Origin of the sequence: Bombella apis, from assembly GCF_018221685.1 — a bacterium.
Taxonomy (GTDB): domain Bacteria; phylum Pseudomonadota; class Alphaproteobacteria; order Acetobacterales; family Acetobacteraceae; genus Bombella; species Bombella apis.
The window spans coordinates 78,091-91,405 of record NZ_JAGJTM010000001.1 but is presented as its reverse complement, the minus strand read 5'-3'; the positions used below and the strand labels follow the sequence as shown (position 1 = coordinate 91,405).

Annotated in this window: 11 protein-coding genes; 6 read left to right on the top strand and 5 right to left on the bottom strand. The window is 60.6% G+C overall.

Features of this window, described 5'->3' with window-relative positions; translation table 11 throughout:
• Positions 1-30: 30 nt before the first annotated feature.
• From J8Z04_RS00420 to trhO, 3 genes are all read left to right on the top strand, one after another.
• Positions 31-1,200 (top strand): autotransporter strand-loop-strand O-heptosyltransferase, encoded by a 1,170-nt coding sequence (locus tag J8Z04_RS00420; protein WP_043558991.1) that lies wholly within the window; start codon positions 31-33, stop codon positions 1,198-1,200.
• Positions 1,197-2,717 (top strand): autotransporter strand-loop-strand O-heptosyltransferase, encoded by a 1,521-nt coding sequence (locus tag J8Z04_RS00415; protein ID WP_192848714.1) that lies wholly within the window; start codon positions 1,197-1,199, stop codon positions 2,715-2,717. The genes J8Z04_RS00420 and J8Z04_RS00415 overlap by 4 nt, the downstream gene beginning before the upstream one ends.
• A 109-nt stretch (positions 2,718-2,826) precedes the next feature.
• A complete protein-coding gene (trhO, locus tag J8Z04_RS00410) occupies positions 2,827-3,771 on the top strand; it encodes an oxygen-dependent tRNA uridine(34) hydroxylase TrhO (protein ID WP_192848715.1) in 945 nt (314 codons plus the stop codon).
• 68 nt (positions 3,772-3,839) lie between these two features.
• Here the strand turns inward: trhO and J8Z04_RS00405 are convergent, their stop codons facing one another.
• The 4 genes from J8Z04_RS00405 to uvrA all read right to left on the bottom strand — a co-directional run bounded on the left by J8Z04_RS00405 (position 3,840) and on the right by uvrA (position 10,083).
• The gene (locus J8Z04_RS00405; protein WP_192848754.1) at positions 3,840-6,005 is read right to left on the bottom strand and encodes a TonB-dependent receptor; all 2,166 of its coding nucleotides are present in this window, start codon (positions 6,003-6,005) and stop codon (positions 3,840-3,842) included.
• Positions 6,006-6,244: 239 nt separating this feature from the next.
• Complete coding sequence (locus J8Z04_RS00400; protein WP_232086417.1) at positions 6,245-6,790, bottom strand: DUF2946 family protein; 546 nt, start codon at positions 6,788-6,790, stop codon at positions 6,245-6,247.
• A 3-nt stretch (positions 6,791-6,793) separates the two neighbouring features.
• Positions 6,794-7,132, bottom strand: coding sequence for a DMT family transporter (locus tag J8Z04_RS00395; RefSeq protein ID WP_043558985.1), 339 nt, complete (start codon positions 7,130-7,132; stop codon positions 6,794-6,796).
• 14 nt (positions 7,133-7,146) lie between these two features.
• The gene (uvrA, locus tag J8Z04_RS00390; RefSeq protein WP_192848716.1) at positions 7,147-10,083 is read right to left on the bottom strand and encodes an excinuclease ABC subunit UvrA; all 2,937 of its coding nucleotides are present in this window, start codon (positions 10,081-10,083) and stop codon (positions 7,147-7,149) included.
• A gap of 137 nt (positions 10,084-10,220) precedes the next feature.
• Here uvrA and ssb point away from each other — a divergent pair, with 137 nt between their 5' ends.
• Positions 10,221-10,787 carry a single-stranded DNA-binding protein gene (ssb, locus tag J8Z04_RS00385; protein ID WP_043558983.1) on the top strand — a complete coding sequence of 189 codons (567 nt, stop codon included), beginning with the start codon at positions 10,221-10,223 and terminating at the stop codon, positions 10,785-10,787.
• Positions 10,788-10,872: 85 nt separating this feature from the next.
• Positions 10,873-11,526 (top strand): transglycosylase SLT domain-containing protein, encoded by a 654-nt coding sequence (locus J8Z04_RS00380; protein ID WP_219811875.1) that lies wholly within the window; start codon positions 10,873-10,875, stop codon positions 11,524-11,526.
• Here J8Z04_RS00380 and J8Z04_RS00375 read toward each other — a convergent pair whose 3' ends face one another.
• A complete protein-coding gene (locus J8Z04_RS00375; protein ID WP_081562378.1) occupies positions 11,527-12,309 on the bottom strand; it encodes a DUF421 domain-containing protein in 783 nt (260 codons plus the stop codon). It abuts the gene before it with no gap.
• A gap of 281 nt (positions 12,310-12,590) precedes the next feature.
• On the opposite strand from J8Z04_RS00375, the gene J8Z04_RS00370 reads away from it, so the two are divergent.
• The gene (locus tag J8Z04_RS00370) at positions 12,591-13,262 is read left to right on the top strand and encodes an HAD family hydrolase (protein WP_052348991.1); all 672 of its coding nucleotides are present in this window, start codon (positions 12,591-12,593) and stop codon (positions 13,260-13,262) included.
• The last annotated feature ends 53 nt before the right edge of the window (positions 13,263-13,315 follow it).

Here is a 13,315-nt window from a genome sequence, read left to right as displayed (position 1 = left end):
AAGGAAAGGCATGTATGCGAGTGTGTGGCCATGAGTGATAATGACAGGGTCGTTCTGACACAGGTTGGCCCCGAGGGCATCCGGTATGATTTCATGGATGGCTGTCGTGTCTGGGTGCCGGAGGGGGCCCGCTGGACGGTTAGCCTGCGTGATGTGGATACGGATACTGTCCTGTTCTTTCAGGAGATCAACGGGTCCGGCATGGTGCAGAGCCTCAAGCGTTACTATGTCCGGTTCGAGATCACCGTCTGCAAGGATGGCAGCGAGGTCTTTACCCATGTCTGCGACCTGAAGGACCGTGAAGTGCTCATCGTGATGCAGCTGGGCGGGCTGGGAGACCATATTGCCTGGGTAGGACAGGCCGCCGCCTTTGTGGAGGAGCATGGCTGCCGGGCAAGCTTTCTTGTGAACGGGGCTCTGATTTCCCTTTTTGAGGATGCTTATCCCCATATCCGCTTCATTGATGAAGAGGACGTGGGCGACAGGCAATATTACGCACGGTATAGGGTTCTGGTTTTCTTCGGGGACAGGGAATTCACCTGTCAGCCCAACGATTATCGGCAGACGGGTCTTTCCCATATGGGGGCTTACATTCTGGGACTGCCACCGCAGGACAGGAAACCACGTATTGTGGTGGATCCGGGCGGGCGCCCGATGGAGGAGCCCTATGTCTGCATCGGGGCGCAGGCCTCGGGTCTGAGCAAATACTGGAATAATCCCCGTGGCTGGTATGATCTGATCCGCTTTCTCAAGGAGAAGGGATACAAGGTGGTCTGCATTGACAAAGACCGTGTGGCAGGCCCTGTCACGGCGGTGCGGACCATTCCTCATGGTGCTCAGGACGAAACAGGTCCCCGCCCGCTGACAGAACGGGCCCGCTGGCTGAAACATGCCGAGTTTTTTGTGGGGACATCCTCCGGTCTGTCATGGCTGGCCTGGGCAGCCGGAGCCCGGGTGGTCATGATCAGTGGTTATACAGAGCCATATAACGAGTTTTATACGCCATACCGTGTCATCAACAGGCATGTCTGCAATGGTTGTGCCAATGATGTGAACATTGACCTGCAAGCGGAGGATCCTTTCTTCTGTCCTCATCATAAAGGCACGGAGAGGATGTTTGAGTGTTCACGCGGGATTTCCTTTACGCAGGTCAAAAAGGCCATTGAGCGGATTCCGGGTTTTGGAGAGCTGTCAGAATGACTGAAAAGAAAACGGAACGTGTTCTTCAGGATATCGTCGCTCTCAAGGCCCCTTCCTCGGCATCACGTCTGCCCTTTACGGAGGAGACGGCAGGTTCTGGCCTGGAGGAGCAGGGGGAACAACAGTCTGTTGTCTCCTCTCTTTCCGCTGCGGAGCTGCCATCTGTCCTATCCGGGGCAGGTGATGCGGGATCGTTGAAGGAAAAGGACGATGGCATCGAGAGGCTGCCCCATCTGCCTTTTCCTGCGCCTGCCATGGAGCCGACGCAGGGAGGTGACCACGGCCTTCGGTATGATTTCAACTTCGGCGTCCGGGTGAAAGTGCCGGAGGGTGAGCAGTGGCGGCTGCGTTTCTGGGACATGGATACGGATACCTGCCTGTATGACGGCAAGGTTGGTGGGGAATATGTTTCTTCCCGCAAAAAGTATTTCATGAACGTGCTGATCGAACTGTTCGATGGTGAAACGCTTGTCTGGACGCACGAATATGATGCACGGGGCAAGAAGGTCGCTGTCCTCATGCCGACAGGCACTCTGGGGGATCCGCTGGGCTGGGTCCCTTATGCCGACCGGTTCGGGCGTGATCATGACTGTGAAATGACCATCGTGACCAGTGAGGTGATCATCGACCTCATGGGGCCGGCCTATCCGCATGTCCGCTTCCTGAAGGAAGAGGAATTTGCGGATGTGAAGGACGAATTCTACGCCACCTATTACATCGGGCTGTTCTTTCATGATGTGGAACAGGCCTGGCAGCCGCGGGACTTCCGTGCCGTTGGCCTGCACAGGACAGCGGGGTGGATTCTTGGCGTGGATCCAACAGAGATTCGCCCGAAGGTGGTCATCGAGAAGGCTGATACCCGCCCGATCGAGGAGCCTTATGTCGTGGTGGCCGTGCAGGCTTCCTGTGCCTGCAAGATGTGGCAGAATCCATTCGGGTGGCTGGATACGGTCCAGTATCTGAAGAGGATGGGGTATCGGGTCATCTGTATCGACAAGGACCCGGTGGTCGGGCACAATATTACCTGGAACCACATACCCAATGGCGTGGAGGATGAAACAGGGGAGCGCCCGCTGGCAGAACGGGCCCGCTGGCTGAAACATGCCGAGTTTTTTGTCGGTCTGTCCTCCGGCCTGTCATGGCTGGCCTGGGCTACCGGTACGCCTGTCATCATGATCAGTGGTTTTACGGACCCGATCAACGAGTTCCATACGCCGTACCGGGTGTTCAGCAACCATGGCTGCAACAGTTGCTGGCACGATATCCGGACGCCCTTCCAGCATGATGATCATCTGTTCTGCCCCCGGCACAAAGGGACGGACAAGGCGTTTGAATGTACACGCAACATCAGCACATCGTATGTACTGTCCGTCATCAAGAAGCTGTGCAGGGATCATGGCTATGTGCCACCGGCTGTGGCCGCCGGGGAACCCTGGCCTGATGATGCAGAACGGATCGCCATGGTGAAGGGAAATCTGCATTACGAGCACAGGCATGAGGTGTACTGGGAGCTTTGAGCCTTCCAGTGGCGGGCCGGCAGCATCTCCTGTCTGCCGGAGGGTGCCATCTGCTGGTCAGCCTGCTAGAAGGGCGGTCAGGTTCCTTCTTTGCGAGAATGGTTGACTGATGACAGATACATCCCTGCCGGTCTGCGTGGCCGCCCTCTATCATTTCACGGCGTTTGAGGATCACAAGTCCCTGCGCCAGCCCCTTCTGGAGCTGTGCCAGAAGGAGGGCGTGAAAGGCAGCCTGCTGCTGGCCCGTGAGGGCATCAATGGCACGATCGCCGGGCCTGATGCAGGCATCGATGCCGTATTGGCCTACATCGACAGCCTGCCGGGCTGTGCCGGGTTCGATTACAAGAAGTCCCGGGCGAAGACGATGCCCTTCCTGCGGATGAAAGTGCGGCTGAAGAAAGAGATCGTCACGATGGGGCAGCCGGACATTGACCCCCATGTCTGCGTTGGCCGTTATGTCGAGCCGAAGGACTGGAATGCCTTGATCTCTGACCCTGATACGGTCGTGATGGACACACGCAACGACTATGAGGTGGCCATCGGCACCTTCCGGGGTGCCGTGGACCCGAACCTGAAGACATTCCGTGCCTTCCCGGAGTGGTTCCGCAACTGGCGGAAAGAGGTGGAGGCACAGGGCCGCACACCGAAGATCGCCATGTTCTGCACGGGGGGCATACGGTGCGAAAAATCTACCGCCTTTGCCCGGCAGGAAGGGGTGGAGGATGTGTACCATCTGAAAGGCGGCATCCTGAAATATCTGGAAGAGATTCCAGAGGAAGAAAGCCTGTGGGATGGCGAATGTTTCGTGTTCGACCAGCGTGTGTCGGTCGGGCATGGGCTGAAACTGGGCAGGTATGACCTCTGCCATGCCTGCCGTGCGCCCATCAGTGCGGAAGACAAGGAGTCGCCCCAGTATGAGGAAGGCGTGAGCTGCCCGCATTGTTACGGGCAGAGAACGGATGTCCAGCGGCAGCGTTATCGTGAACGCCAGCGTCAGGCGCAGCTGGCGGCAGAACGGGGACAGGCCCATCTGGGGGATGAGGCGCAGGGCTGACCGGCTTTTCAGCCCCGGTCTGCCGTGGAAAAGGCGTCCCCCGAAATGGGGTGACGCCTCCATCTTGTTCAGAAATGTTCCCGCAGGGTCAGGTTGACGGACCGGCCCATGCCCAGAACAGCCCCGGGAGGGCTGCCCGCCGTGCTGACGGCCCGGCCCCCCAGCGGCAGGGCGTAACGCTGGTTCAGCAGGTTGTCGAGGCTCACATCCAGCTGAAGATAGCGGGACCAGTGATACCCGGCTCCGAGATTGAACAGCGCATAGCCGGGTGTCCGGGGCTCGTTGCGGACCCAGTCCACCGTATGTTTGGCTTTGACAAGCACGACTTCCGCCATGCCGTGCCACGGGCCGAAATGCTCATGCAGGCGGATGGTCCCGTTAAGCGGCATCTGCTGGTACAGTCCCGAATGGGTCTTGAAGTCCTGCCCCCGCACCCAGTTCAGAGTGGCGGAGAGTTCCCCCGTGCCCCAGTGTGTATTGTCCCACAGGGTCGTCCGGCCAGAGGCGTTGATGCCGTAGCTCTGGGCATTGTGGTTGGCGAACTGGAGCAGGTTGAAACCCCGTGACAGGGCACCGATGCGCACGACGTTCATGTAATTGTGCGTGTAGGTGTAGAAAGGCTGGATCATGGCCTCCCACTGGTGGTCATCCGCATCGTGGAAGCGGAATGTCACGCTGGTGGTGTTGGCGACTTCAGGTTTCAGGTTCAGGTTGCCGACATAGCCGTTGCCATCACCAAACCAGTTGATCATCCGGGCCGTCATGCTGTCCCGGCTCCAGCCATAGCGTTCATACAGGTTGGGGGAGCGTGTCTTGCGGGCATAGCCGCCCTCAATGTTCAGATAGGCACTGGCCTTGTAGCGCACCAAGGCTGTGACATCGAAATTGTCATCCGTGCGGCCCCGGCGGGCACTGTTGAAGGCACGTGCGGCCGCCTGATTGGTGCTGCCCATGTTCATGCCGGACATGCCCATGCCGGACATGCCCATATCCGACATGTGGCCCATGCTCATCATGTTCATGCCAGACATTCCTCCCATGCCCATGTCATTCATGGAGGAGAGGCCCTGATAGGGAGAGACCGGGCCGGTATTCATCATGATGACGTCGCTGCGCATGCCGAGTTCGGTGGAGAGGCGGGGCGTCCATTGGGCATTCCACTGGATGAAATGGCCAAGATGGTCCCGATGGGCACCGTTCAGGCTGTGGAACGTGCCCGGCCCCATCATCATGCTGCCCATGACGGGCGGCCACCAGTCATTGAGGCCATCATGACTGAAGGCACTGCCGATCTTGAGCTGATGGCGTCGCCCAAGCGGCATGGTGGCGACCAGACTGTAGCCTGCTGTCCGGCCATCGCTGTTCATGGGCATGCCGGTCGTGGCGCTGTGGCCGCCCTTGTCGGCCAGCATGTTCATGGCATGGGTCACACGCTGCCAGTAGCCCCGGGCCTCCAGCGTCCCCCAGCCGAAGGTGCCCACATATTTGCCGTTCACGAAGGTGGAGCGGTTGTTGGTCTCGTCCATGTACTGGTTGGGGAAACCCTCGTAGGGCGTGTCCTGCTGTCCGAATGTCAGGCTGAAGAGATGGTTCTTCAGTTTCAGGCCCGCCGTCACATCATGATTGAAGCTGAGATAGCTGCTGGAGAGAACCCGTCCGCCACGCCCTCCGGCGGTGTAATCGCTGGCATGGGTGTAGGAGCCGCTGTAGCGCAGGCTGAGCATGTCATTGGCAACCGTGATGGAACCACCGGCACCGGAGCCGCCGCCATTGCTGCGCCAGTCTTCTCTTCCATCGCCTGTCACGAGGATGTTGCCTTCCCGGGCGAACTGCGGGTCTTTCCGTTCCACGGAGATGGTGCCCCCCGTGCTGTCTCCGCCGAGGCTGACAGGCGTGATCCCGGCAATGGCCACGCTGTGGGACACTTCATCTAGGCTGATCTGCGAGAGGGCAGGATTCATGTGGTTGGGGCAGTCCGCCATCAGGGGCATTCCGTCCACGAATGTGGCGACCCGGTCATCCGCCATGCCGTTGAGAACGGGCAGGCTGGCGATGCCACCTGTTCTGTAGCTGCTGTAACCCGGTACGTCCCGGAACAGGGCCGCCGTGTCGGCTGCCTGCGTGAAGGGGCGCCGGATGGCTGTGACGCTGATCTCTTCAGCCGGTCGGTTGCTGGAGGAGGCTGGGGCCTGGCCGGGCTTCAGGGAGGTGGGGACCTGCCGGATGGGCGACATCTGCGGCCTGTCCGGGGGGCTGGTCGTGGCCCCAGGGCCGGGGAGGGAGGAGCCGGAGGCTGGCAGGGTCTGGGCGGTGGCCTGTCCGGCTGGCAGGATCACACCTCCCAGAAACAGGGTGGTCAGGGCCGGACGCACGATACGTCCACCCGTGCAACGGGGAAAAATAGACAAGAGTCATCCATTCTGAAGAAAACATGCGGAAAGGCCGACACGCAGCCTTCTTCAGGCCGGGCCGGTCAGGCGGATGCGTGGCTCAGGATGGTGACGGGTGGCCCACGGCCCGGTGGCCGCTGGCGGGTCGGTTCTGGCGGTGCCTGTGCGGGAGGAACCGCCTGCCATATCTGGCGGGCCAGCCGGGTGCAGCTCAGCAGGACGGCAAGGACGGTCAGTGCGAGCAGGACATGGTCCAGCAGGGGGCAGAGGGGACAGTCCGGCCCGTGATGGTGGTGCCCGCCAGAATGATGATGGTCCATCAGCAGGGGAGCTGATGGTGCTGTCGGGCTGTGGGGATGGCAGTGCGCCTGTGGCTCCACACCCTGCCCCATGGTGGCATGATCCATGCCCGGCATGATGGCGGCAGGGATGGCTTCTGGCCGGGGGGCGATGTCGATGCCTGTCAGCCGCAGGATGGCGGCCCGGGGGCTTTCATCGGGCAGGCTGGCGGCCGTGAGAAGGGTCTGTGCCCCGAATCCCAGCAGCATGACCAGTACCATGAGGAGGCGCAGCGGCGTCCAGCGGAACAGGGCAGAGGTCATCAGGCCGTGGGTGGAGAGAGCCTTCATGGGTCAGTGCCGGACTCCACCGGAGAGACAGGCCAGCAGCGTGCCCAGCATGATCAGCCCCACGCCCAGATAGGCCGTCAGGGACAGGGGCTGACGGAAGATGGTCACGCCGATGAGGACGATGCAGACGATCCCCACCCCGCACCAGACGGCATAGGCGATGCCAAGAGGGACGCATTTGAGGGCCTGTGCCAGACAGAAGAAGGCCGCTCCATAGAGCAGGAGCGAGCCGATGGTGGGCAGGGGCCTGCGGAACCCGTTGGAGATGTTGAGCAGGCTGGTTGCCAGAACCTCCAGCAGGATGGCCCCGAACAGGAAGAGCCAGGCAAGAAAAGGCGTCATGGCGACATCCTATATCAGGATTTCTTTTTTCTGCCACCTTCCCTGCCGGTACCCTGCTGCGGCGTGGCTGGTGCCGGGCCTGTTTTCCCGGCGGCCAGCATGGGGGCGAGGAACTGCCCGGTATGGCTTTTCTTGCAGGCGGCAATGTCTTCTGGCGTGCCGGTGGCGACAACCTGCCCACCGCCTGCACCGCCTTCCGGCCCGATATCGATCACCCAGTCCGCCGTCTTGATGAGATCAAGGTTGTGCTCGATGACCAGCACCGTATTGCCCTGTTCCACAAGGGCATGAAGGACATTCAGCAGCTTGTGGACGTCTTCGGTATGCAGGCCGGTGGTGGGTTCATCCAGCACGTAGAGGGTCCGGCCCGTGGCACGGCGGGCAAGTTCCTTGGCGAGCTTCACACGCTGGGCCTCACCACCGGAGAGGGTGGTGGCCTGCTGGCCGAGGGCTACATAGCCCAGCCCTACCTGCTGGAGGATGGAGAGACGGTCCGCAATGCGGGGCACGGCACTGAAGAACGGCACGGCCTCGTCCACTGTCATGGCCAGAACGTCGGCAATGGATTTGCCCTTGAACTTGATCTCCAGCGTTTCCCGGTTGTAGCGGGCCCCTTTGCAGGTATCGCAGGTGACGAACACATCCGGCAGGAAGTGCATCTCGATCTTCAGCACGCCGTCACCCTGGCAGGCCTCGCAGCGCCCTCCCTTGACGTTGAAGGAGAAACGTCCCGGCTTGTAGCCCCGTGCCTTGGCCTCCGGCAGTTCGGCGAACCAGTCCCGGATGGGGGCGAAGAGGTCCGTATAGGTGGCGGGGTTGGAGCGTGGCGTCCGCCCGATGGGGGACTGGTCGATCTCGATGATCTTGTCGAGCTGCTCGGTGCCTTCCAGCCGCCCGTAAGGGAGGGGGACGGCAGCGGACTTCATGATCTGCCGGGCCAGCCCCTTGTAGAAGGTGTCGGTGATGAGTGTGGACTTGCCGCTGCCGGAAACTCCCGTCACGGCGATGAAGGTGCCGAGTGGGAACTTCACGCTGACATTCTTGAGGTTGTTTCCCTTTGCCCCGTGGATGCTCACCCAGCGTCTGCTCTTGCGGCGGGTGGCGGGGACGGGGATGCCCCGGCGGCCAGCCAGCCATGCGCCCGTCAGACTGTCGGGATTCTGGGCGACCTCTTCCGGCGTGCCGCAGGCGATGACGTGCCCGCCCTGTGTTCCGGCTCCCGGCCCCATGTCGATGAGGTAGTCCGCCTGCCGGATGGCATCCTCGTCATGTTCCACGACAAGGACGGTATTGCCGAGATTCCTCAGCCGCTCCAGCATGGTGAGCAGGCGGGCATTGTCCCGCTGGTGCAGCCCGATGGAGGGCTCATCCAGCACGTAGAGGACGCCCGTCAGGCCGGAGCCGATCTGCGAAGCCAGCCGGATGCGCTGGCTCTCCCCGCCGGAGAGCGTGCCGGAACTGCGGGAGAGGGTGAGATAGTCCAGCCCCACACGGTCGAGGAAATGCAGCCGCTCGGTGATTTCCTTGAGGATGCGCCGGGCGATCTCGGCCCGCTGGGGTGTCAGGCTGGCCTCCACGGTGCTGAACCAGGCAAGGGCCTCGCTGATGGTCAGATCCGAGGCCTCGGCAATGTTGCTGTCATTGACCTTCACGCAGAGGGCTTCCGGCCGCAGGCGGGCACCGTGACAGGCCGGGCAGGGCATGGCGGACTGGTACCGGCCCAGGGCCTCCCGGACATGGACGCTGCTGCTCTGCGCCAGACGGCGTTGCAGATGGCTGATGATGCCTTCGAAAGGCCGGTGGATGGTGTGTGTCTTCCCCTTGCCATCCTGATAGGGGATGCTGACGGCTTCCGGCCCGCCATGCAGGAGGAACTGGCGTGAACTGTCCTTCAGCCTGTTCCATGGGGTGTCCAGCGTCTCATCGCAATGGCGGGCCAGGGCGGCGAGGGTCTGGTCAAAGAGCGGGTCCTGCTCATTCCGCCACGGGGCAATGGCGCCTTCCCGCAGGGTCAGGCTGTCATCGGGGATGATGAGGTTGGGGTCGAAATGCGTTTCCGTACCCAGCCCGTCACAGGTCGGGCAGGCTCCCATCGGGGCGTTGAAGGAGAAGAGGCGGGGTTCCACACTTTCCAGCATGAATCCGGATTCCGGGCAGGAATAGCGTGAGGAGAAGGAAGCCTTCAGCGGCTCACGGTCTTCCCCGCTGCGGAGGACTTCCTCGACAGAGGCCAGGCCGTCCGAGAGGTCCAGGGCGGTTTCAAAACTGTCGGCCAGCCGGGTTTCCACACCGTCCTTCAGCACCACACGGTCCACCACGACATCCACGTTGTGGCGTGTCTTGCGGTTCAGCTTCGGGGCATCGCCGATCTCGTAGAGCGTGCCATCAATGCGTACACGGGCGAAGCCACGGCGGGTCAGCTCGGCCAGTTCCTTCGCACAGTCGCCCTTGCGGTCCCGCACGACCGGGGCCAGCAGCATGAGCCGTGTGCCGGCGGGCATGGCCATCACACGGTCCACCATCTGGCTGATGCTCTGGGCCTCGATGGGCAGGCCGGTAGCCGGGGAGTAGGGAACACCCGCCCGTGCCCAGAGCAGGCGCATGTAGTCGTGAATTTCGGTGATCGTGCCGACCGTCGAGCGTGGATTGCGGGAGGTTGTTTTCTGCTCAATGGAAATGGCCGGGGAGAGGCCCTCGATGGAATCAACATCCGGCTTGCCCATCAGTTCCAGAAACTGGCGGGCATAGGCGGAGAGGCTCTCCACATAGCGACGTTGCCCTTCGGCATAGATGGTGTCGAAGGCGAGGGAGGACTTGCCGGAGCCGGAAAGGCCCGTCAGCACGGTCAGCCTGTCCCGGGGGATGGTGACGTTGACGTTCCGCAGGTTGTGCGTACGGGCACCACGGACGATGATGTGGCTTGTGCTGGCAGGGCGGGCTGTGTCTGTCACGCTATGTCCTCATTACGGCCTTTGTGGCAGGTATGGATGCACGGGCGGTCCATCTGTGCAATATAGGCAATATGGGTACACGGTGCCAGAATCGAACCGTGGCAATGAAAAGTTCTTGAGAGAAGTGGAAAAAACGCATGGCAGGTAGCGTAAACAAGGTCATTCTGGTGGGAAATCTTGGGCGTGACCCGGAGGTCCGGAACACCCAGTCCGGCAGCAAGATCGTCAATCTGGCTATCGCTACCAGCGATACGTGGAACGACCGCAATACAGGAGAGCGGCGTGACCGTACGGAATGGCACCGTGTCGTCATTTTCAACGAGCGTGTCGGTGATGTGGCGGAACGTTATCTGCGCAAGGGTCGCAAGGTTTATATCGAAGGCGAGCTGCGTACCCGCAAGTGGACGGACCAGCAGGGCGTGGAGAAATACACGACCGAGGTTGTGATCGATCGCTTCCGTGGCAATCTTGTCCTGCTGGACAGCCAGCGTGGCGGTGGTGACGGCGGCGGCTATGGTGATGATGGTTATGACGGTGGTTATGGTGATGGCGGCAGCAACTGGGCTGGTGGCGGGTCCGCTCCGGCGGGCCGTGGCGGTGCCGGTGGTCGTGGTCAGCAGGGTGGCAACTTCGGTGGCGGTGCTGGCTGGGACAGTTCTTCCGGGCAGGGTGATCAGGCACTGGATGACGAGATTCCGTTCTGACCCTGTCCTTTCATGAGGCACGGTCCGGTGGGTGCCATCGGGTCGTGCAGGACAGGCCAGGCAGCAGGCAGGGAACGGGTGGGACATGGGCGGAACGGGGAGCAGGCGTGCCGTAAGGTGGCGGGTGCAGGCTGGTGCCGTGCTGGTTGCGGCGGGAGGCCTGTTGGCTGGGTGTGCGGCAACGCCCCCGCAGCATCCCAATAATATCTGCGACATTTTTCAGGAAAAACGCAGCTGGTATCACACAGCCATGCGGCAGGAGGCCAAATGGCACATTCCTGCTTCCGTTCCCATGGCCATCATGAATCAGGAATCAAGTTTCCGGGCCAATGCACGGACCAGACGGACCTACATACTCTGGATCATCCCGTGGGGGCATATCAGTACGGCTTACGGCTATGCCCAGGCCAAGAACGAGATATGGCGTGATTACCAGCGGCAGACTGGCGCCGGTGGCAGCCGGACAGATTATGCCGATGCTCTCAATTTCATGAACTGGTATATCACCAACAGCCGGAAGGTGGATGGCATCCCCGTCACGGACGCCACGAGGCAGTATCTGGCTTATCATGAGGGATGGACGGGGTATCGTCGCCGGACTTACGCCAGCAAGGGCTGGCTGGTGACGGTGGCCCGCAAGGTGGGCCACCGTGCCCGGCAGTATCAGCAGCAGTATGATGCCTGTCGGGACAGGCTCAAGGGCGGCTGGTGGGAAAATTTCTGGGACTGGCTGTTTTGATCAGCCGCCCTTCTGCGGGCTTGTCAGGCCGTTGGCCAGGGCCGCTGCCGCACCGGGGCTGTGAGGAGCCTTTTTTGGTGCACCATCCCGGTCATCATGCCGTGTGTGCGGGATGACGTTACCATCCATGAGCACGTAACGGAACTGGCCATCCTTGATCTCTGCCAGGAAGATGTCCTCCAGTTTTTCGATGTTCCGCTTTTTCATGTCTTCCATAAGGGCTTCTTCGGAGAGGCCAACATCTTCAAGGTCATCAGCACGGACAACCCCGTCATAATAGACGATCAGTGCAGGGAGTTTTTTCTTGTCCGTGATGGCAGTAATGGCGCCGCTCGGCTCGATCTGGGCAAAGTAAACATCATCAAAGGAATAAATACCCTGGATGTTGAGCTGGGAGGCAATGTTGAGCATGTCGATCTTGTTGTTCTTGTCACGGATGTTCTCCATGAGGAAGCGGCCATCCTTGATGATCGGAATCTGCCTGCCGATGGTCACGTTTCTGAACATGTTGATTTTTCTGCAGAAGCGTGTCAGGGTGAGTAGGATACCAACCCCGATGAGCAGGGCGATGACATATTCATGGAAGGATATGTTGGTCGTATAAAGGACGCCGCCAACGAGTCCGCCGAGGATGAAGTTGCCGACGAGGTCGATGGCGTTCATCTGGGAGACCTGGCTGCGGCCAGAGATGTTGAGATAAGCAATGATGATGGCGAAGCCGGTGACCAGCTTCAGGAACATCCAGATGTTGAGAGCCAGATTCGGAAAGAGTTGGTGAAGCATCGGGGAGAACCTTGCTATGGGGAAGAGGGGGCAGCGGGTGTCCCCCTGCTGCCGTGTAAGGGAGATGCACCTTTGTATGCAAGGCTATAAGGGGCATTAATATCTTTTCAAGATGTTGCGATCTTTTTCCTGCCTGTTACCCTTGAGGAAACAGAACAGACATCGAATTTTTCGGAGACCGAATCAGGTCAGGCAAACAAGGAGTATTCATGAGCAAGCACACGAATTTTCCGATCCCCGATCAGGCCCCTGCTGCGGTGCTGCCCACGGGGCGCCTTGATATGATCCTTTTTGACTGTGACGGCGTGCTGGTAGGGGGGGAGCATCTCTCCACAGCGCTCATGTCCGAAGATGCCCGCAGCCATGGCTGGGACATCAGCGATGAAGAAGGCAACAAGCTCTTCGGTGGTGGTGAGCTGGCCAAGATTGGTGAGATGATCGCCGAGAAGACAGGTGACAAGCTCCCGGACAACTGGGACATGATCATGCAGGACCGCATTGTGGAGATGATGCGGAAGAAGGCGAAGGAAGTGCCCGGTGCCACGAAGATGCTGCGTGATGTCGTCAACGAGATTCGCCTGCCGATCCGTGTTGGCTCCAACTCTTCCGAGGCAGAGATGGAGGCCAAATTTTCCAGCACAGGGTTGGACAAGATTCTGAAGGAAGAGCGCATCCATTCCGGCCGTGACCTGAACATGCCCAAGCCTCGCCCGGATATCTACCTGCACGGGGCGAAGCAGGAAGGGGTTGATCCGGCGCATTGCCTGGTGCTGGAAGATTCGGATGCCGGGGTCGAGGCTGCCCGCCGTGCCGGTATGGCCTGCGTGCTGCTGCGTGACCTTGACAAGCCTGCCCCGTCCTGGCCGGGCCTGCTGCGTATTGCCCATCTTGATGAGTTCGTGCCGCTGCTCAAGAAAATCATCGCTGCACAGGAAGAGCATCGCAAGGGCTGAGACATCCTTGCCTGCTGGAGGCCGGAGCCACGCTCCCGCCCGTTTTGTTCATG